General features: G+C 47.4%; 19 protein-coding genes and 1 pseudogene. 7 read left to right on the forward strand and 13 right to left on the reverse strand.

Translation table 11 applies throughout. The features are described from left to right. Window positions 1-6: 6 nt before the first annotated feature. The 7 genes from HMPREF9009_RS11725 to HMPREF9009_RS11755 form a co-directional block, all read right to left on the reverse strand. Window positions 7-903 carry an SH3 domain-containing protein gene (locus HMPREF9009_RS11725; protein ID WP_004294421.1) on the reverse strand — a complete coding sequence of 299 codons (897 nt, stop codon included), beginning with the start codon at window positions 901-903 and terminating at the stop codon, window positions 7-9. Window positions 904-929: 26 nt separating this feature from the next. Continuing rightward, on the reverse strand, window positions 930-1,790 hold the full coding sequence (locus HMPREF9009_RS11730) for an energy transducer TonB (RefSeq protein WP_004294420.1): 861 nt from the start codon (window positions 1,788-1,790) through the stop codon (window positions 930-932). Between the two features lie 30 nt (window positions 1,791-1,820). Further along, entirely contained in the window at window positions 1,821-2,249 is a 429-nt protein-coding gene (locus HMPREF9009_RS11735; RefSeq protein ID WP_004294419.1) for an energy transducer TonB, read from the reverse strand. A gap of 41 nt (window positions 2,250-2,290) precedes the next feature. Next, window positions 2,291-3,124 carry an SH3 domain-containing protein gene (locus HMPREF9009_RS11740; RefSeq protein WP_004294418.1) on the reverse strand — a complete coding sequence of 278 codons (834 nt, stop codon included), beginning with the start codon at window positions 3,122-3,124 and terminating at the stop codon, window positions 2,291-2,293. A 593-nt stretch (window positions 3,125-3,717) separates the two neighbouring features. Then, on the reverse strand, window positions 3,718-4,131 hold the full coding sequence (locus HMPREF9009_RS11745) for a single-stranded DNA-binding protein (RefSeq protein ID WP_004294417.1): 414 nt from the start codon (window positions 4,129-4,131) through the stop codon (window positions 3,718-3,720). A gap of 51 nt (window positions 4,132-4,182) precedes the next feature. Beyond that, the gene (locus tag HMPREF9009_RS25945; protein ID WP_007219658.1) at window positions 4,183-4,554 is read right to left on the reverse strand and encodes a hypothetical protein; all 372 of its coding nucleotides are present in this window, start codon (window positions 4,552-4,554) and stop codon (window positions 4,183-4,185) included. 44 nt (window positions 4,555-4,598) lie between these two features. Then, window positions 4,599-5,045, reverse strand: a complete 447-nt coding sequence (locus HMPREF9009_RS11755; RefSeq protein ID WP_004294415.1) for a hypothetical protein — start codon at window positions 5,043-5,045, stop codon at window positions 4,599-4,601. An 82-nt stretch (window positions 5,046-5,127) separates the two neighbouring features. Between HMPREF9009_RS11755 and HMPREF9009_RS25950 the strand changes: the two genes are divergently transcribed. Next, window positions 5,128-5,451: a hypothetical protein gene (locus tag HMPREF9009_RS25950; protein ID WP_017140666.1), complete on the forward strand. Its 324-nt coding sequence runs from the start codon at window positions 5,128-5,130 to the stop codon at window positions 5,449-5,451. A gap of 408 nt (window positions 5,452-5,859) precedes the next feature. Here the strand turns inward: HMPREF9009_RS25950 and HMPREF9009_RS11765 are convergent, their stop codons facing one another. Next, a complete protein-coding gene (locus tag HMPREF9009_RS11765) occupies window positions 5,860-6,258 on the reverse strand; it encodes a hypothetical protein (RefSeq protein ID WP_007219661.1) in 399 nt (132 codons plus the stop codon). Between the two features lie 524 nt (window positions 6,259-6,782). Beyond that, window positions 6,783-11,759, reverse strand: a complete 4,977-nt coding sequence (locus HMPREF9009_RS11770; RefSeq protein ID WP_004294413.1) for an N-6 DNA methylase — start codon at window positions 11,757-11,759, stop codon at window positions 6,783-6,785. 265 nt (window positions 11,760-12,024) lie between these two features. Here HMPREF9009_RS11770 and HMPREF9009_RS25750 point away from each other — a divergent pair, with 265 nt between their 5' ends. Then, window positions 12,025-12,186, forward strand: coding sequence for a hypothetical protein (locus tag HMPREF9009_RS25750; protein ID WP_155269538.1), 162 nt, complete (start codon window positions 12,025-12,027; stop codon window positions 12,184-12,186). On the opposite strand, the pseudogene HMPREF9009_RS11775 reads toward HMPREF9009_RS25750, so the two are convergent. After that, window positions 12,171-12,804, reverse strand: a pseudogene (locus tag HMPREF9009_RS11775) (hypothetical protein). The gene HMPREF9009_RS25750 and the pseudogene HMPREF9009_RS11775 sit on opposite strands and share 16 nt — an antisense overlap. A 56-nt stretch (window positions 12,805-12,860) precedes the next feature. Further along, window positions 12,861-13,085 carry a DUF7688 family protein gene (locus HMPREF9009_RS11780; RefSeq protein WP_004294411.1) on the reverse strand — a complete coding sequence of 75 codons (225 nt, stop codon included), beginning with the start codon at window positions 13,083-13,085 and terminating at the stop codon, window positions 12,861-12,863. A gap of 383 nt (window positions 13,086-13,468) precedes the next feature. On the opposite strand from HMPREF9009_RS11780, the gene HMPREF9009_RS11790 reads away from it, so the two are divergent. Continuing rightward, the gene (locus HMPREF9009_RS11790) at window positions 13,469-14,638 is read left to right on the forward strand and encodes an ATP-binding protein (protein WP_004294410.1); all 1,170 of its coding nucleotides are present in this window, start codon (window positions 13,469-13,471) and stop codon (window positions 14,636-14,638) included. Window positions 14,639-14,705: 67 nt separating this feature from the next. Continuing rightward, window positions 14,706-15,524 (forward strand): phosphoribosyltransferase family protein, encoded by an 819-nt coding sequence (locus tag HMPREF9009_RS11795; protein ID WP_004294409.1) that lies wholly within the window; start codon window positions 14,706-14,708, stop codon window positions 15,522-15,524. Window positions 15,525-15,661: 137 nt separating this feature from the next. On the opposite strand, the gene HMPREF9009_RS11800 is transcribed toward HMPREF9009_RS11795, so the two are convergent. After that, the gene (locus HMPREF9009_RS11800; protein WP_007219669.1) at window positions 15,662-16,144 is read right to left on the reverse strand and encodes a hypothetical protein; all 483 of its coding nucleotides are present in this window, start codon (window positions 16,142-16,144) and stop codon (window positions 15,662-15,664) included. A gap of 152 nt (window positions 16,145-16,296) precedes the next feature. Between HMPREF9009_RS11800 and HMPREF9009_RS11805 the strand changes: the two genes are divergently transcribed. Beyond that, a complete protein-coding gene (locus HMPREF9009_RS11805; RefSeq protein WP_007219670.1) occupies window positions 16,297-17,067 on the forward strand; it encodes a LuxR C-terminal-related transcriptional regulator in 771 nt (256 codons plus the stop codon). Between the two features lie 58 nt (window positions 17,068-17,125). Here HMPREF9009_RS11805 and HMPREF9009_RS11810 read toward each other — a convergent pair whose 3' ends face one another. After that, window positions 17,126-17,878, reverse strand: coding sequence for a M23 family metallopeptidase (locus tag HMPREF9009_RS11810; RefSeq protein ID WP_007219671.1), 753 nt, complete (start codon window positions 17,876-17,878; stop codon window positions 17,126-17,128). 140 nt (window positions 17,879-18,018) lie between these two features. Between HMPREF9009_RS11810 and HMPREF9009_RS11815 the strand changes: the two genes are divergently transcribed. Next, a complete protein-coding gene (locus HMPREF9009_RS11815; RefSeq protein ID WP_004294405.1) occupies window positions 18,019-18,777 on the forward strand; it encodes a DUF4099 domain-containing protein in 759 nt (252 codons plus the stop codon). A gap of 20 nt (window positions 18,778-18,797) precedes the next feature. Next, window positions 18,798-19,022 (forward strand): hypothetical protein, encoded by a 225-nt coding sequence (locus tag HMPREF9009_RS11820; RefSeq protein WP_004294404.1) that lies wholly within the window; start codon window positions 18,798-18,800, stop codon window positions 19,020-19,022. Window positions 19,023-19,026: the final 4 nt, after the last annotated feature.

Below are 19,026 nucleotides of genomic sequence, written 5' to 3' on the forward strand. Positions count from 1 at the left end.
CTCTTTTTACATATCTGCTGCATAATTCTCGCCCTCCATGATAAACATTCCCGACTCTTTCCAGTAATACACCACATAAGGCTCTACTTTCGACATTTCATTGATGTCCTGCGTGGGCATTCCACTAAAATAGGTAAAGACCAGTGCGTTACCCTCTATTTTTCCGGCATACGACTCCACGCTTGACATAGGAATGCTTTCACCTTGTGGAGGATACATGGTCGTTTTGACCATAAAAACTTGTTCTCCTTTCTTTTCCAGTGTGAAAGATATTAAGCCGTTGGCATAACTTTTTGTAAAGGCTGATTCTGGGATGGTATTATCTTTCAAGTAAAAAGCATACTCCGGAGAAATATATCCGATACGTTTGTCTTGGGCAGAAAGCTCTACCTTGAACCATCCCTTTTCTTTCCCCAAGAATCTGAAACTTTGTCCACGGTTGGCTTTCATTAAAGGACTACCCGATACAGGGGTGGAACGGACATTGATTTTATCTCCTCCACTGATGAATACATAGTTACATTTATCTTTCTGCTTAAACACTACCGGCTCTGAACCGGGTGGCAAGAAGGACAGTTCCTTCGTGGTGGGATTGTACTTGAACTCCGCTTTTTGTTTTCCCATACTGCTTTCTACGGCAACCGAAGCCTCTGTATTATCAATGTGATAGACGTCTACAATACTATAGGCAAGCCCATAGCCTCCTTCAAACACATTGTAAGCACCGTAACTGCCATCTGTCGGTGTGTTGTACAGGTCTATTTCCAACTGAATCTGGCTGTTGCCTTTCCAATATTCCCATTTGCCCACAAAGGGTTTTGTGTCATCTGCTTGTATAGACGCGTGTACACTCAAGAAGCCACAAACAAGGCTTATCAAACTTAGGCATATCAATTTTTTCATTATGCTGTTGCTTTATATGGTTAAAATTAAAGACTAAAAGTGACATATACGGCAGACTGTACCCGTACAGGCTGTCCGTCTTTGATTCCGGGTGTCCATTCCTTTAAGGACTTGACCACTCTTACGGCTTCGGTATTGAGATTGGCATGAACCTTTTTCACAGCCGTAACATCAGATACCGAACCGTCTTTCTCCACTATAAAGGAAACAAGCACGTCGCCCTGAATCTTCTGCTGTTTGCAGATCATGGGATAACGTATGCTTCGGGCAATATCCGCCAGCAATGCTTGGTTTCCACCGGGGTATTCCGGCTCCTTATCCACCTCGCTGCCTTTGTACACCTTATTGGGGCTTACCTTGGATTGTGCCGGTTCTCGTCTATCTTCCTTCGGAGTGGTTGGCATACCAAATCTTCTTTCGGGAGTATCTTTGTCTGTTTCTTTTTGCTCTTCCAGTTCCTGTTGTAATATTCTTTGCAACACTTCACTGGAGATAAGAAAACCGTTAAACTTGGAAGGAGCGTACCCGGAGAATGCCGATACCACTTCGAAACTGAATGTTTTTCCCTCCTCGATACGTGGGAAATAATAAGTGCCCGCTGTTTTTATCCGATTGCCCGGCATCAGGTAGAACAAGTCTATGGGCAAACTGCGGCTTGTCTTCTGTGCCACTCCCTTTATCTGAAATTTATAGCCGCCATTGGCGCGTCCCGTACAAGTAACGCTGGTAACATGCCAATAACGATCCACTCCGGCATCGCATTTGAACGGCACATTTACCGGATAACTCTTGGGAGGAATGGAAAAACTTGTTTGCGCAAAAGTCGCATGACTCATGAAAAATACCCCTAAGACAATGAGGCATAGTAAAATAGATAATCGCTTCATACGTATATCGTTTTATAGTTTTTAGATTCATCAGAGTTTAAACGTGATAGGCAGAGTGTATTCCACATTTACCGGTTTGCCATCCTGTGTACCGGGAATCCAACGAGGCATGGACTTCACTACGCGGACAGCTTCCTTATCCAAATAAGGATCTACAGACTTGGTAACACGAATATTTGAGATAGAGCCATCGCTCTTGACTGTAAATTTCACCAACACTTTGCCTTGTATTTTCTGTTCCTTGCAAACTGTCGGATACTTTAGATTCTTTGATAAAAATTGTACCAATGCGGTGATACCACCGGGAAATTCCGGAGACACCTCTCTCTTGTTCTGGGAAACTTTTGCCATCGAAGGCAAATCATTGATAGTTCTTGCCTCATTTGCAGCCTGTGTATCCAAACAATTGCCAATCAGCAGTGCGGATAGTAAACTGCTCAAAATAATTTGTTTTTTCATACAGTTTTATTGTTTAATTATCAATACGTTACATTATTCATTTATTTGCGATAAAATCCGGAACTGTCGCGTCCCCATTTGCCGCCAAATTGGTCGGTATAATCACACTCGCTATAGGGAGAATCTTGTGTAAGATGATATAATGTTCCAGAATCAGTAAAACTTGCTGTTTTCAAACCACTTGAACTGCTTGATGATGAACCGCTCCAAGACTCCGTCGCTCCCTTATGCAAGTCTTTAAAACCGAGAATACCCATAATAAGACCTATCCCGTTGCCTATACTGAATCCCCATTGGGCCATATCCCACATGGTACCAGAGTCTATCCAACCCAGCCAATCAAGAATAAAACCTACTGCCAATCCAATCGCTCCAACAATCAAACCTACAACCAGCATCAATGCGAAGAATTGTAACACAATCTTGATAATGTAGATGGCTATGCCTAAAAACAGTATCCACTTTATCGCTGTGAACCAAGCCGATTCTCCTTCGGAATCAAACAACCAAGAGGTTAAGTCCCATGACTCTTCTTTGGTGGAAGTACCCGCTTCGTCTGTTTCTGTTACGGCTTCCAGATACGATGCGCTGACATAACCCTGCCAGCCATTATAATTGATATTAGCCCATCCGTTTTCTATAGATACAACATCAATCACGTTATCCTTAGACAATTGTCCTAATAGTTTTCCGTTTTTATTGGCTGAAGCTCGTACATTAAGACCGTTGGGAGCGGTCACTCGATAATGATCTGCAAAAGATTGCGTACATAGGGAAAAATTAAGGATTAGAAACAAAACCCATTTAACAATGTTTCTGCTAACGAACATATTCTTCAGCATACAAATACTTTGCTGGCTATATCTGTTCATCATAAATTAAGACTCTTGCAGTCCCGTAGAGTCTGCTTGATTAAACCACGAAGCGTGGAACTGCAAATGCCACGTTCTAAGTCGGAGGTCGTAGGAATAACCTTTATTCAGAGTATGGTAATAGCAGCCCACGCTATAGCGTGAGAAACCAATTACGCTTTTCTCTCTGAATAGTCTTGAATTTCCTACGTTCCCGACTTCGAGATAAGCATAACGCTTCTTTCTTTTCTAATATGTCTTGGAAAGAGTTTCCTCAATCCGGCACAAAGGTAGTGAAATTTCATGAAACAGGACCTTATATACCGTGATTTTCTTAAAGTTAGGAGTGGATTTTAAGTCTATTGTGCTAAAACCAATATTAAATAAACTGCAAGAAAGACAAATCTATTAAATAATGGGCTAACATTTTCTGAAAAACTCTGTAAGGATAGAAAAAATGTTTGAGATGTATGAACTCTTAAGAAAGGACGAAACTAAAAAACAAAAATATAGTATCTACTAATTTTAACAAGAATAGGTTTACTAATTTCCTATTTTACTATGATTAGTAAATACTATATTTAGTATCTGCTTATTTTCAGATAGTTGTTATCTTATCAGAAGGGCAAATCCTCCTTTTCGTCCTGCGGGAAATCGGCGGGAGGAACGGGTGCGCTGTCTGCACCGTTTACATCGTTGTCCGCTCCGGCTGCCGCACCCTCGCGTTTTCCGGTATTGATAAAGGCAATGCTTTCTGCCGTGATGGAGAGCTGTATTTGGCTCTCGCCATTCTTGTCTTTCCACAGGGAAGATGACAGCGTACCGTCAACGAGTATGAGTCTTCCTTTCGTCAGATATTCGGACAAATGGATATGGTTGTCCTTGTTGCTACGTACCCTTATCCAAGTGGTAGTGTTTTGTCCTCTTGAATAATCGTCAACGGCTATGTCCATAGCCATGAATGAGCCGTGTACTCCTGAAATAACCTGGCAATCTTTGCCGATGCGTCCGATAGTGTGAACATGTAACATAATAGAAAATTGTTTGTGGCAAGGTGGTTGGTCCTGCCGTTACCTAACTGTTTATTTTTTCCCTTCTTTCGGTTCCTTTCTCTGCCTGAACCGTTCCGGGATTTTATAGATGCGGTACATGGCTGCCGGTAGAGCTTTATGCGACGGCTTTTCTTGCCAATTACTCTTCGTAGAAGGAAGAATTTGCAAGAAATGCACTTCAAGCCGCCGGATCAAGCGCGGCAGCCGACCTTTGCATCTGAAAAACCGGACGGCGATGGCAGAGAGGAGACCGTAGAGGTTATATCTATAACTGATATAAAGGGAAGAGGGCTTCGCCAAAGTATAAGAGCAGAGGGAAAGAGAGAGGTATAAAAGGAAGCCGCCAACGGAGTTGCGGTATTTATAAACGGATATCGTGCCCTCCGCCAATGGTGTTGCCATAGGCACGATTCCCGTTTATAGCCTATTTTGACCGGGCCGGTATCTCAAAGAGAGGAAGGCAGCAAATCCCCCATCCTCTGTTCCGGCATAGTGCAAAATCCCCGAACGATAGTAGCTCCGTTTACACCCTCAAGTCTGGCGAACATTTGCAACGCGTCAAATCCACAGTCGAACTGTTCCATGCTGACAGCGGGGGCAAAATGAACAATACCGTGGGGATAGCTCTTCGAGACACCTATCCACCCACGCAAATAATCATCGAAGCGTCCTTCTGCTTTTGAGGCGTAGAACTCTTGCGAATGGGAGCTGCAAATACTTTTGCCGTACATTTCATCTCCTAAAATCAAAGTGCCTGTTTGCGGGTTATACATAAAACGCCGATTGGTTATCTGAAGAATATCTATGATTTCCCGTTTGACGTCGATAACCATCAGGATTTTTTCAACCTGCCGTTTTGTGCGTTTGCCTGTTTTACAGTTTTTCTTGTCCATCTCTTGTCTTTTATGTGAAACATCTGTTTTTTACCCTTTTTTCGGTTCTTTTCTCTGCTTGAACCGTTCCGGGATTTTACAGATGCGGTACACGACTGCCGGCAGGGCTTCATACAGCGGTTTTCCCGGCCAATTACTCTTTCGCAGAAAGGAAGAATTTGCAGGGAATGCACTTCAAGCCGCCGGATCAAGCGCGGCAGCCGACCTTTGCAGTTGGAAAATCGGACGGCAACGGCAGAGAAGAGACGGGAACGGTCCGGAAAGTATGACGGTAAAAGGGGGTACGGCCTTGCCGGATATAAATGCAGGAGAAAATGAAGTAGAAAAGAGTGCGGCTTGGGCGGGTCAGGCAATGGTCTGCCGGGGCAAACATGAAAGGGATTCTCCTTATCCGTCCCACGCCTGAATTTCGACCGAGCGGAATGAAAGCGCGGGGCGGATAAGAAGTATCGCCGTTTGCCCTTGACGTGGCAGGTCACAAGGGAAAGATACGGAACAGAGGCGGAAAGTCCGAAACCAGCGGCATAAAGACCGGTCGGGCTGTGGAATACCGTGTTGTTTCGACAGGTCGAAGCTCCGGCATGGAACGGCACGATCCGGGCTGCCGCCGGTTTTGAACGGGCCTCCCGTACCTTTCCCTGACGACTTGTTACGGCACAGACTTTCCACTGGTTCACGGGTTGGGAAAGCCGGTATATAATGGGGAAACAGCCTGAAGGTAAAAAAGGAGGAAGCCTCGTTTTGAAAAAATGACCGCCGCAGCTATGGCGGCGATCCGTCATCATTGGCATGTGATGAGCAGGTTACATTTTGGTTATTCGTCTTCGTAGTATGGTATGCCATGCCTTACCACTGTCTTTTCCATTTCTTCCCACCAGACTTCACTATGGCGGTCGTCGTCAAAATCTATGGATTCATTGTCACCGAGCCGCAGCCTGTCGCGTGTCTCCATTTCCGTTTCAAACACGATCTGTTCCATCTGTTCGTCCGTAACATGACAGGTGTCGAATGGTTCCGGCAAGGATTCCAGTTCCCGGCGGGAGAGTTCGGATTTGCCGCAAACGAAAACCTTGTCGTAGAAAGCGTCCTCTTTCGGCGGCAGTTCGGGGTCTTGTTCCGGCAGCATGTCCGGACAATCTGAATCGTACAGGTGGTTCTCGCCGCGTTCCTGCGTCTGCCGGTTGTTTTCAAGCTCATACATTGTAAGTTTCATTTTTTGAATTATTTTTATGGGTTATACAAGTTATTTATTCACGTGGGCGTATCTTTTGTAATTTCTTTCCATGTTTCAATTTGTTTTTAAGTTTTTATTTCCCTCGGTTCGAACGATTACAGGGAGGGAAGTCCGATGCTTTTTTCTGCCTCGTCTTTGCATCATAGGATTTGCGGCAAGGATTCCATGAAAAATACGCTTGGAATGAAATGAGAAGGAAGATTTTTCATCAGGAAAATCGAAGATGGGCCTTGCGGCAAAGTTTTGAGATGCAATCAACTTTGCGGGAAAAAAGTGTCGGGCTTTGCGGTCGTCGGTCCGTGATGGTAACTCAATCTACAAGAGGTGGAAGCAGAAGTCTGCTTATAAAAAGGAGTATGATATAAAAGGAGTCATCGGAGGTACAAGGGGCAGATTCCGCTACAACCGGGTATGGCCGTCGGCAGACCGTAAGGTGAAAAAAATCCCCCTGCCCAGTCATTGTGAACTGAACAGAGGGAAAAGGTTAAATTTATGAATTACGGTCAGGCCGCTTTGTCGCCGGCCTCGTGTCCGGAAAGGACTGGCTGCGTGCGTTCCGCCTCTTTCATGCTTTCGTCAATCCGGTGCTGTAAAGCGTTGCACTCCTGTTTGAGCCTTGCCAACTCGTCCGCCTTGCTCCACTTACGGGCTATGATTGTCTCTAAGGTAGGTATCTCGCTCTCCAGCTTGGCTATCTTCTGCCGTTGTTCCTCAATCATGCCGGGCAGCTTTTCAAGGGCGGCTTGCGGGTATCGGGAGGATTCCACGAAGCCCAGAGGCAATGCTCCCGATATGCCGCAACGGTATTTCAGCCCGCTTACACCCTCGACGAGGAACGTGTTGCGGTAGAATGTACCGCCCATGTCATATTCACTGTACACCGACAGGTTCAATCCGGCATACGTGCCTATCGTGCTGATTGCCCCGTTGCGGTAGGTTTTGGAAATGCGGTGCAGTTCCCGTCCGGTCTCTTCCGCCGTAGCTTGTGCGAGGTTCAACAACCGGGTCGTCCGGTCTCCGGTGTAAGAGGTGATATACTCCCAGTCCTGTGTCATGCGTTCTGCCGCACTCTCGGCCTTTATCATATCTTCCTGATTGGCGGCTATCTTGCGTTCGGCCCTGATGCGGTCTTTCTTGAAAATGGCCTGTTCCTTTTCGAGCTGCATAATCTTGTTGTCGAGTTTTGTTTTCTCCAACAGGTCGGTATTTCCCGACAAGAGAGCCACGAACTCGGCGAAGTTCATGCCGTTGTCCTCGTCCATAGCGTCCTCGTCGATACGGCGCACGGCAATCGTGCCGTTGTTGATTTGGTTAATGAACATCTGCTTGTTCTTCAACAGGTTAAACTTGTAAGCGTCGAGTGTCTTTTCAGTGCCATAAATCACCACGTCCACAGTGTTGTTTCCCCAGAGCTTGACGGTGTTGCCCTTGCGTACCGCCCTGCCGTTGCGCTGTTCCATGTCAGCGGGGCGCCAAGGTATCTCCAGATGATGCACCGCCACGGCCCTTTCCTGTGCGTTCACTCCCGTTCCCAACATCGAGGTAGAGCCGAACAACACCCGTACCCTGCCACTGTTCATGTCCGCAAAGAGTTTCTTTCTCGCCCGTTCGGTCTTGGCGCACTGGATAAACTGGATTTCATCGGCAGGAATCCCCATAGCCACCAGTTTGTCCTTGATGTCGCTGTAGATGTTCCACTCGTTCGGCTTGTAGGTGGAAAGGTCGCTGAAGACGAACTGTGTACCCCGGTTGGCGGTCGAACGCACGTAGTAGTCGTAGATTGTCCGTGCGCAGATAGAAGCCTTGTTGTTCCCGTCGTCGCCGAACTTGTCGCCCAACAAGCGCATATCGAGGGACATCTTGCGTGCCACGTTGGTAGCGACAAGCATTTTTGCCTTGTCGAGATTGTCCGGTTGCGGAATATCCAACCCCAAATCTTCCCATTGTCCGCTGTGTGCAAAGGCGACGAGCCGCCCGATCATTTCCTCTTGTTGGATAGTGGGCGCACTGGAAAGGAAACGCACGTTTTTGTCCGGCACGTCGAGGTTTATCATGTCGGCGGTACGATAGTCGGTAATCTCCCGCAGGAACATCGCCAGTTCCGGCACTTTGATATAAGTACGGAAACGCTCTTTGCGCTTTATCGTACCCGTTACGTTCAGCTCGTAATCAGCGGTCTTTTTCGTGAAGATAGCCGCCCAAGCGTCGAAACAGCTTACTTGTTGCCGTTTGAGTTCCCTCGGACGCAGGTATTTGAACATCACGTACAGTTCGGTCAGCGCATTTACGACCACCGTACCGGAAAGGAACGTAGCCCCCAAGTCCTTTCCCGTGCGGCGTTGAATGTCCCGAATGGCAAACAAAAGGTTCATCGCCCTTTGCGAGCCTTGTGCGTTGCCGATACCCGCTACTCTCGTGTGGCGTGTCTGGAACATCAGATTTTTATAGCAGTGGCATTCGTCCACAAATATGTGGTCTATGCCCATCAAGCGGAAATCGACGGTATCGTCTTTCCGGCGGTCTATCTTCATCTGCAGTTCGGCGAGCTTGGCTTTAAGGTTCTGTTTCCGGGTTTCCAGTCCTTTCTGCATTCTGCCGCTCCGGTAGCGCATGGTGGACTGTTCCAACACTTCGAGGCTGCGCTCCACGTCGGCCAGTTCTTCCGAGAATATGTCGTACATGGTTTCTTCGGACTGCGGAATCTTGCTGAACTGGTCGTGTGTCAAGATAATACAATCCCAGTTATTGTTCTTGATCTTTGAAAATACCTCTTTGCGGTTGGCAGGGGTGAAATCTTCCTTGCCCGGATAGAGCACCTTGGCTGCGGGATATGCCTTGCGGAACGTGTCGGCAATCTCGTGCACGTTGGCTTTCAGTCCGATAATGAGAGGCTTCTGAACCATTCCGAGACGTTTCAACTCATAAGCGGCCACGCACATAATCATCGTCTTGCCCGTGCCGACCTCGTGCCAACAGATACCGCCGCCGTTCTGCTTTATCATCCAAATGGCGTCCTTTTGCGACGGATAGAGGCTGTCGTAGGAGAACTGCTCGAAAGAGAGGCCGGGGAATGTCTGCGCCGAGCCGTCGTAGTGCGGACGCACGTAACAGTTGAAACGCTCGTTGTATGTCCTTACCAGTTCGTCCCGGACTTCCAAAGGCTCGTTGTCGAGCCACTGGTTGAAACGTTCTCTGATTTCCTGTATCTTGGCGGCGGCTTCCTGTATGGCTTCCTCGTCCGGTACTCGTACCTTGCTGCCATCCCGGTATTCCTCTCTCGTTATTTCGGGAACGGTATCGTGCAGGGCGTGTACAAACAAGTCCTCGCCGTTGTAGCTGCGCACGGAATAGGTATTGTATGCCACAGGCGAATATCCCTGCAGCCGAATCAAGTAAGTGTCGTTCACGTCGAAATACATCACGTTCGCACCCACTCCGAAGAGTTCGGAAGCAAAATCGGCGTACAGTTTCGTATCTATCCACCGCTCGCCCATGTTGATGTCGAGTTCTTCATAGGGTATCGGTTCGGGTATGGCGTTCTCCAGTGCCTTTGCAGACGCTTCGACCCATTCTTTCTCCTTTCCGGTGAGGTCAGGGAGAAATGAAAGTGTCTCTTGCTGCTTGGCTATGACATTTCCGGCAAGGAACTTCCCTTTGTGCTCCCATTCTCCGGCTGCCGGATTGTAGAAGATTTCCCCTTGCAGGGCTTCGATGATTTCTTCTTCGTCCTTGCCTGTGGCTTGTGCCATGTAGTCCATATCGACCTTGCCGTAAAAGTTCAGACTGCTTGCCAGAGCTTCTATTGGTGTGAGCGTTTCCGTGTCGTTTATCTTTTTGAAAGCAACGGGTTCACGCATGATGTCGGCTTTGAAGATGTCCCTGCCGACCTGCATTTCTATCGTGAACACCTCCGTACCGAGACTGTCGAGCATGATAAACTCCTTGTTGTCGTTATCGTGGAAGAATCCCCATTTGGCAACAAAGGCGTCATATAGGGCATTGAGTTGTTTACGGAACTCCGGGTACTCCTTTTGTTCTTCCCGTTCCCTGCCGGACAGCTCGAAATACGCCTTGCGTATGGGGAAATAGTCGGCGGCCCTGTCCGTGTTTACCTTGCCATCGTCCACCGGCACGAAATCGACGGCTGTCTCCGTGTAACGGCTCGACTTGCGGAACCGGAGCGTACCTACCTGCCCCTCGAAAACGACCATTGCGCCGTTCTTCATCCATGTTTCCATGTCCTCTGTGTAGGCACGTATGCCTTTGGCTGTCTGCGGCTCGCCGAAAAGAGACATCTGTACGGGGGCGTTGTCTTGGCCGTGACCGCCGAAAAGAGCCTTGCGAAAATAGCGGTCGAAATCGTATTTGAGCAGTGCGGAAAGGTATTGGGACATGGCGTTTTCATCGCCTAACCACTGGTATTTGCGAACGTACTTTCCGAACTGGTTCAGCGCAATGCGACTGTCCGTGGCAAGGGCGGTCTTGGGGAGGGTAAAGATTTTATTCGCATAGTCGGTCATTGTTCCTGCCGTGTCGGCCTTTTCCTTGGAGACCTGCAAAAACATCTTCTCCCGTAACGAGAGGGTCGCCTTGCGGCTGTGTTTCTGGAATATCAAGAGGTCGCTCCCTACCTCTATGCCACTTGTCTGCATGAAAAGGGTATCGGGCAGCCGTAGGGCCGTTATGAGGTCGGCATGGTTGACGAGGTACTCGCGCACGAACTTGTTGCCCGGTGTGTCGGCAATTCCTCTCGGCGCAACGAACGCCAGTAGGCCGCCCTCGTTCAACAGCTCCATTGCCTTGACAAAAAAGTAGTTGTGTATGGTCTTGGCTGACTGTTCGTACATGCCGCCTTTCTTCCACATTTCCGCATCGAATACCCGGAAATTGCCGAACGGGATATTCGAGGCGATAACATCGAAGCTCCCATGCTCCAGATGCTGGTCGGCTATCGTCTCGAAACCTGCCGTTACCGTGGTTGTCTTATCATGCAGAAGCGACAGGATAAGTCCCGTAAGGCAATCTTTTTCAAAGGCGTAACCGCGAGTGTCGGGCATGGCGACGGGCAGAAAACCGCCGATTCCCGCACTGGGTTCGAGAAAGGTGCGCATTTGCAGGCCGTTATCCATGAATGTGGCGTGTATCTGCCGGGCTACTGCGTCTATGAGGAATTTCGGCGTGTAAAAAGCGGTCAGGACGGAGGATTTTATACTGTCGATGACGGCTTGCCGCATGGCATCGTCATAATAAGGATATGCTTCTATCAGGTCTTGCAACCTGTGGATATGCTCGGCCACATCATTGCTGACGGTGTGTTCCGTTCCTATGCTCAACACGTCTTTAATACCCCCGAAACCGGAATATCGGGATAATACCTCTTTCTCTTGGTCGGTGGCCTGTCGGTCGTCGATACGGATTTTCATTGCCGTTGCAATGGCTTCCACGTTTGCCACCAGTGATTTCAATTTGTTGTAACTCATAATTTAACCTTGTTTTTGTTTCCCTCTGTTCGGCCTGTTTGCGACCGCAGGGATTATTTTTCTGCCCTTTGAAGGTGGCAGGGACAATCGAACAAGGCTGAAGCGAAAAAATACGCTCGACAACGGAGAGGAAGATTTTTACGCCTCACTCGCGGCGTAGCCGGCATTGGCAGGATTGGAACTGCCGGATACCTTTGCGGAAAAATAATACCCCGCAGGTCGCTGCAAGGCTGGGCACGGAAACCGACAGCTAAAAGAGGGAGGTATGAGAATGGGTACAAGGGCAACAGGACGAAACGGGCATAGAAAAGGAGAAAATCATCGTATAACAGGGCATCGTGCCGTCGGCAGACCGAAATACAAAACCCGTATCGAGCCTTACCCGATACGGATTATAGTTTCATTGTACAATCAGTCGATGTCGTAACCTATCATGTATTCATCGTTGATAAGCAAGTAATAGTAACCGTTCAGACAGCCGCGATATTCCTTGCTAAAACCAGCCATCACATCGCCGTTTTCTCGCGGCTCGCACCATAGCGTACCGTCATATCCGCGAAAGTCGAAACGCACGGTAGAAAACTGTTTACCCTGTTTCACGGCTTCCCTGAAAAGGTGCATATCCACACTACCGCAATATTTTTCGATTGTGGAAAGCCGGATACACTGGCCGTCTATGCGTGTGCCGGTCGTAATGCGGTTCTCGTAAAGGGATTTTTCCAAATCGGCATTGGCGATTTTACGCAGCCAGTCATTCGCGTGTGTAGCGAGCTGGGCAAGTTTCTGGTATTTTAAAATCATTTTCCTGTCCGTGTCCACTGCCTGCCTCCTGCTCTTGGGACGGGTAATATATCTCCTCGATACTTGCCCAGTTCGTAAAAATATAGCCTCTTTTCCGTTTCCCCGGTGCGACAATGCCGATGACATTTTCGTTACGGTTGATAAACAAACGCCTGCGTTTCCCCTCAATCTTTACATACAATGACGTAGGGTTTTGTTCGTTGCGGAGATAGGCTTCCGCCGGGTGAATAGTAAATGCTTCCATATCTGCAAATCATTAAGTTCTGTTTTTCTCGTTGTTGAATTTTCGGGGCTTGCGGTTCAGGGCTTCGGGATTTCGCCCGTTCTTTGCAGTACCCCGTCCCGATAGAACTCGATAATACCGGGCTTGAAGCCCATCTCGCCGAGGGCTACATACTTGATATAATCCCGGTATTTTTCGCCGGAAAAGTTCTTGCCGCATAAGTTGTTGAAGAACATCGGGATAGAAAACCCGTCCTCGCTCGACAGCACCACTTTGCCGTCCTGTCTGATTTCATCTGTCATACTCGTTTTGTTTTTAAGAGTTCGTTAAACATTGAAAGCCGTTTTTTTCTTTCCCTGCTTTCGCCTTGCGGTGCAGGTCTGTTTTTCGACTTTTTAAGGCAGAGAGAGGATAAAGCATCGGCATAATGAGCCAAACCCGGATAGAAAACCGACTATGCAATGGTCTGTTTTCGCCATCCGAATGGAATGCGGCTTGGCGTTTATGCGCTTTGTCCTACATTCGCCGACAAAAAGAGAAAGGCAGATCCGCCAACGTGAGAGAGAAAATTGCCGATACAACAGAAAAAAAACGGCGACAGGCAGGAGAAACTACCCCGAAAAATTTGCGCCGCAACAGGATTTATGTAATTTTGCAGTCGTATTTCAAAATTGCATAAACAAATATGGAGACAAAATATATACGCAGGGAATTATCCGCCGTGATAGAAGAGGCGTACCGTTACTTTTCGGTCATAACCGTTACCGGGCCCCGACAGTCCGGCAAGACGACGCTGATCCGTAATCTGTTTCCGCACCTGCCGTACTACTCTTTGGAGAACCTCGACGTGCGGAGCTTTGCCGAAAACGACCCGGTCGCTTTTCTGAACCAGCACACGGAGGGCATGATTCTCGACGAAGTGCATAATGCCCCGAACCTTTTGTCGTATATCCAAGGTATGGTGGACGCTGATGCAGACCGACGCTTCATCCTTTCGGGCAGTTCGCAGTTCGCCATGCTGAAAAAGGTTACTCAGTCCTTGGCGGGACGTACCGCTGTATTCGAGCTGCTGCCCATGTCCTACTCCGAGATACGGGAGATAGCTGCCGATACGCCGCTCGACCATCTGTTGTTTAACGGGTTCTATCCCGCCATTTATTCAGGGCGCAACGTACCCAAATTCCTATATCCGGCGTACATGAAAACCTATCTGGACAAGGACGTGCGCGATTTGTTGCAAATCAAGGACATGATGCAGTTCCACACGTTTATCCGGTTATGTGCCGGGCGTATCGGCTCGTTGTTCAAAGCCTCCGAGCTGGCGAACGAAATCGGCATCAGTTCCCATACGGTTACAGCGTGGCTGTCTGTATTGCAGGCATCCTATATCGTGGCCCTACTGCCACCATATTTCGAAAATACGCGCAAACGGCTGACCAAAACGCCCAAACTCTACTTCACGGACACGGGGCTTGCCTGCCATTTGCTCGGCATCGAATCGCCGGAACAGCTTGCAAGGGATAAAATGCGGGGAGCGTTGTTCGAAAATTTCATCGTAACGGAAGCGTTGAAACGGAGATACAACCAAGGTAAGGAGAGCAACCTCTATTTCTACCGGGATTCGAACCAGAACGAGGTCGATTTGTTGTTGAAAAAAGGTTCGGAATTTTACGGTATCGAAATCAAGTCGGCAATGACTTACCATGCTGATTTTGAAAAGGCATTAAAACAGATGGACGGCTGGGTCAAAGGTCCTGTAGAGGGCAAGGCGGTGATCTATGCAGGCACGCTCGAAAACACCGCAGGGGAAATCAAACTCTTGAATTACACTCATCTGGACAATGTGCTGGATTGATTTCGAAGGAGACAAAAGGTACCGTCAATCAACCTAAACGATATAGACGTATTTAATCCGGCCGATTATGGAAGCGAAACTTTGGTTTATTCTTTTGTGCAGTGTCGTGGCTCTTCTCCTATATGTCATCGGTTTCTGGAGAAGGAAGGCCGGAGAAGCGGCATTCGCAGCCGCACGGGCAGCCGCTACCGCCGAGGATCGTGACCGTTATTGCCGTCTGGCTGTCATGGCGGGCCATCGGGAGGCCTGCAAGATGTTCTGTCTTGCCCGTTCGGACTTTTTCGAGGACCACCGACCGCTCGAACCGTTCAAGTCACACGGGATAAAGGTCGTTTTCTACGGGTATTACTATCCTTCGCGGTACACAGACCTGCTCAACGAAGAACAGCGTGCGTTCTGCCGTTCCCTCTACCAGTTCAAAGAGGGTGAGAATCACGGTATCGGCTTTTTCAAGGCATGTATGTCCGCCTTGAAGCTGGACGATGCCCCTTACCACATCATGTTCATGCCGTGCAGCGACGAGTTCAAGTATGCCCGGCGGTTCAAGCGTCTTGACTGGTACATTAGGACCCATCGGAAGGGACGGACTTCGGGGCTGTACGATGTCGATGTGTTCGAGCCACGCGACAGCCTGCACGAGGCCAAGGGCGGCGAAAACCGCATCCTTGAAAGGAACTACCGGATTACGGGGGATATAAAAGGGAAACAGGTCATCATCGTGGATGACGTGCTGACGAGCGGACAGAGTATGGCTGACTACAAGGAGGAGATAGAGCGGTGCGGTGGCAAAGTGGTGGCGGCCATTTTCTATGGCAAGACCGTCAGCGTACCGCCGATGTTACTGGTAAAGGCTGTGGTCTGGGGCGGCTACATTAAAACTGGTTGAAAAAAATTGTTGAAACCAGCAATATGAAAGAACAAATAGAATGGGAAAGAAGAGGTTACGCTATTTGCTGAAAGGCTTCCGCATATCGGGTAAACAGCATAACCTCCAAAGTTCTGTAAATAGTTTTTAGGCTTGTATTATATAATTTCCTGCCACTTTTTTTGCCTATGCTTATAAAATTTGAGAGCCCACCAAGCTGCAAACTGAGTTAAATAACCCGCATGCAATTCAATACTATCTGTATATCTTGTAACATTTTCTGCAATCTTTTCCATTTGAATATAATGATTCCATATAGTTACTCTTTTATTATACTCATTTGAAACTATCTCTCTTGACTTTTTGTCTATCTTAATTATGCTTATTGTATGTTTTCCAATAGGGATAAATCTATGAAGGAACAATTTGAAGCAAAATGTCTCTCCCTCTTTCCAGACGGAAGGAACATCGTCATAGGATATAAAACTTGCTTTGGGTTTACAAATCTCCCTTAAAGTATCAATATCTTGAATCTTACACCAAATATTTTCAATGTCAGTTTCAAATACTGATGTCACTACAATTTTGCAACCTACAACTCTTTTGCCGTCCCGTGTCGTTAAACAAATCTTTTTTATCATACAGAAACAATTAAAACATTAAACATCTATTTATCTTATACTTATACTCTTTTGCGTATCTTTGTGCAAAGATAGATGCTATATACTCCAAGGGCAATAGTCATTTATAATGAGTACAGTTTAACTGTTTAATAATAAATGTTGTAGCAAGCATGATGATTGATGAAATAGAACAGAAAATCATAAATATACTTCCAACATCAAACACTATGTTTGATGAAATTGATTATTCCATTCTTGAAAAAAGGAAAGAAGACTGGATTAAACTTTCAGAAATTACGCATAGTATTGTATTGGTGTTTGATTGCTACACTAATAAATTTGTTTTTGTTTCTGACAATATTCCTAAATTATATGGAGTTGATTCCCGCAGGTTGTTTGTTGACGGACATCGGCAGGTTATAGAACTTATACATCCGGACGATATAGATTATGGATTACTTGTAAGAAAGAAAATCTATTCGATATTACGTTCATTCTCCGATGCAGAAAAGATGAACTATAAAGCCATTCATGAAATGAGGATAAGAAATGTCCGAGGTGAATATATCCGCATAATAGAACAGGAACAAGTTCTTGAGTTGGATAAATCGGGAAATATTTGGCTTATGCTGTCAGTTATTGACATTGATGCAAACCAAGAACTGGAAATAACCAAAAGCCATCTGTATAACTTAAAAACAGGAGACCAGATTTTTATAGATTTATCTGATACATTGAATGAGCCTTTGACAAATAGAGAATTAGAAGTCTTACGTTTGATGAAGCAAGGTTTGTTAAGCAAGGAAATTGCAGATACCCTGCAAATTAGCATTAACACTGTAAATAGTCATAGGCAAAACATATTGCAAAAGTTAAAAGCAAATAATTCTGCTGAAGCTATAAATTTTGCCCAAAGACTGTGCCTATTTGACAAAAAATGATATTCTTGTTCCCGTTTCATAGAAACAGATAAGGTAAGAAGAATAAAATCATGGACAACTATAGTTCGGTCAATGCCGCCACACACTCTTCGCGTATGGATCTGATGTAATCCAGTATCACTGACGGGTCAATGCTTTTGCCTTCGAGTTTGCAGGAAATATGCAGGTGTTCACCGGTGCTGCGTCCTGTCGAACCGGTAATGCCGACGACATCCCTCGGTCGGATAGCCGCTCCTTTCCGGGTAAGAACACGTGATAGGTGGCAATAGCTGACCGTGTAGTCTCCATGCCGTAAGGTCACATACTTACCGGAGGATTTGTCCTGCCCGACTTTCACTACCACTCCCGCCATCATGGCCATCACCTCGTCGCCCCTCGCATGGAGGTCGATTCCGTTGTGAAACTTCTTTTTTCCGGTAAAAGGGTCTTTCCGATACCCATAAAGCGAATTGATTTTCATCCGGCGCAGCGGATAGCTTACGCTAAGGTAACGCTCTATCCATACGTGCTTGCAGGTGTCGGCGGGTAATGCCGAGGCAGCGTCTCCTGCCGACGGTAAAGTGTCTTGGACGGAAAGCGTGTTTCCGGGCAAGGTCGCCACATTATCCCTATCAGCAGAAACGACTTCGACCCTGTATCGGGATGGTACGGTCGAAACCGTATTGAATTGTGCTTGGACCGGGCCTGCGACGCCCGCAATGCCCGCCATCAAAACCAGTAGTTTCTTTCTCATGCGGCAAATATAACCAGCTCCGCCCAAGATGTCCCGTTTCCACGACCTTTTTCGACCAAAGTACAATAAAAAAGGCATTCAGAGTATGAATTTATGCGTAAAATCATACTCTGAACATAAAAATAAACACTCTTAATACACTAATATTATTCTATTATATACAAGTAAATGAAAAGAATCTATCTTTGCAAAGTATAATTCAAAATACAAAATTAAATATGAATACAGTACGATTTGAACTAATTGAATTACCCTATCCGACACTGGCCCGATTCGGGCTTACACAGGAGATGATCGAGGACTTGCCGATGCGTGTCCTTGACGAGATTTGCGACGGCAGACACTCTCCCGTGCTTCCGGTCCGTGTCCTTGACGAGAAAGGAGAACTGATTGAGAGCCGCAGCCGCTTCGCCCTTGTCCGCAGGGACGACGGCCGGCCGGACGTGGTGTTTTATCCCGTTTTGGAATCCTCGCCGCTGGAACGCTATGACGAGGCGCAACAGAAACAGTTGCTCGACGGCAAGGCCATCATCGCAGACGTGGAAACAGCGGACGGGCGGCACAGCAAGGCATTCGTGCAGATAGACGAGGGAACGAAGCAAGTGATGTATGTCCCTACGCCGATTATCGGGCGCAATCTGCAAGTGCTGGCCGAAATAATGCATCTCGGTCCGGTAGAGGTAAACGGAATGCAAAACGGCGAACCTCTGACACTGGTCGTGGACGACGAACCCGTTACGGTGGGTATCGACCTGCATGACAAGACCGGCATCCGCTTCTGTTCGGGTGACAGCCAGAAATGGAAGGAACAGCCCAAGCGAGAGTGGGACAAGTACACTTTCGGCGTGTACGGCTGCTGGGTGATGGACGACGACGGCAACCTCGACTACGTTCCCGAAGAGGAATATACCGAGGAACTGTGGAATGAACAGAAGAAAAGCGCCGAGCGTAACCGTGCGGCGGGACTTCACAAATAACATCTTAACATTCATCAAATATGGCAGAACACCAATATTATCCCGAAGAGGTACTTATCGAGAAGATGGAGCGCGGCGAATATGGCTGGCTCGACTATGTGAACCATTTTTCAGCCGAGTGGCAGGAGGAATATACCCGCTATTGCAAGGAGCACGGTCTCATGGTGGGCAACGAATCCGCTGCCGAGTTCGTCCATTACAAAGACGAGCAACTGGAAGCGGCGATGGAGAACGAAGATGCATAACGGA

Origin of the sequence: Bacteroides sp. 3_1_13, assembly GCF_001185845.1 — a bacterium.
In the GTDB taxonomy this organism is placed as follows: Bacteria; Bacteroidota; Bacteroidia; order Bacteroidales; family Bacteroidaceae; genus Bacteroides; species Bacteroides xylanisolvens.

Bases quoted from the DNA above. Each gene is read 5' to 3' on its own strand.
- HMPREF9009_RS11725 (WP_004294421.1), bottom strand. From the start codon at position 903: ATGAAAAAATTGATATGCCTAAGTTTGATAAGCCTTGTTTGTGGCTTC.
- HMPREF9009_RS11730 (WP_004294420.1), bottom strand. From the start codon at position 1,790: ATGAAGCGATTATCTATTTTACTATGCCTCATTGTCTTAGGGGTATTT.
- HMPREF9009_RS11735 (WP_004294419.1), bottom strand. From the start codon at position 2,249: ATGAAAAAACAAATTATTTTGAGCAGTTTACTATCCGCACTGCTGATT.
- HMPREF9009_RS11740 (WP_004294418.1), bottom strand. From the start codon at position 3,124: ATGATGAACAGATATAGCCAGCAAAGTATTTGTATGCTGAAGAATATG.
- HMPREF9009_RS11745 (WP_004294417.1), bottom strand. From the start codon at position 4,131: ATGTTACATGTTCACACTATCGGACGCATCGGCAAAGATTGCCAGGTT.
- HMPREF9009_RS25945 (WP_007219658.1), bottom strand. From the start codon at position 4,554: ATGGCAACACCATTGGCGGAGGGCACGATATCCGTTTATAAATACCGC.
- HMPREF9009_RS11755 (WP_004294415.1), bottom strand. From the start codon at position 5,045: ATGGACAAGAAAAACTGTAAAACAGGCAAACGCACAAAACGGCAGGTT.
- HMPREF9009_RS25950 (WP_017140666.1), top strand. From the start codon at position 5,128: ATGCGGTACACGACTGCCGGCAGGGCTTCATACAGCGGTTTTCCCGGC.
- HMPREF9009_RS11765 (WP_007219661.1), bottom strand. From the start codon at position 6,258: ATGAAACTTACAATGTATGAGCTTGAAAACAACCGGCAGACGCAGGAA.
- HMPREF9009_RS11770 (WP_004294413.1), bottom strand. From the start codon at position 11,759: ATGAGTTACAACAAATTGAAATCACTGGTGGCAAACGTGGAAGCCATT.
- HMPREF9009_RS25750 (WP_155269538.1), top strand. From the start codon at position 12,025: ATGAGAATGGGTACAAGGGCAACAGGACGAAACGGGCATAGAAAAGGA.
- HMPREF9009_RS11780 (WP_004294411.1), bottom strand. From the start codon at position 13,085: ATGACAGATGAAATCAGACAGGACGGCAAAGTGGTGCTGTCGAGCGAG.
- HMPREF9009_RS11790 (WP_004294410.1), top strand. From the start codon at position 13,469: ATGGAGACAAAATATATACGCAGGGAATTATCCGCCGTGATAGAAGAG.
- HMPREF9009_RS11795 (WP_004294409.1), top strand. From the start codon at position 14,706: ATGGAAGCGAAACTTTGGTTTATTCTTTTGTGCAGTGTCGTGGCTCTT.
- HMPREF9009_RS11800 (WP_007219669.1), bottom strand. From the start codon at position 16,144: ATGATAAAAAAGATTTGTTTAACGACACGGGACGGCAAAAGAGTTGTA.
- HMPREF9009_RS11805 (WP_007219670.1), top strand. From the start codon at position 16,297: ATGATGATTGATGAAATAGAACAGAAAATCATAAATATACTTCCAACA.
- HMPREF9009_RS11810 (WP_007219671.1), bottom strand. From the start codon at position 17,878: ATGCCTTTTTTATTGTACTTTGGTCGAAAAAGGTCGTGGAAACGGGAC.
- HMPREF9009_RS11815 (WP_004294405.1), top strand. From the start codon at position 18,019: ATGAATACAGTACGATTTGAACTAATTGAATTACCCTATCCGACACTG.
- HMPREF9009_RS11820 (WP_004294404.1), top strand. From the start codon at position 18,798: ATGGCAGAACACCAATATTATCCCGAAGAGGTACTTATCGAGAAGATG.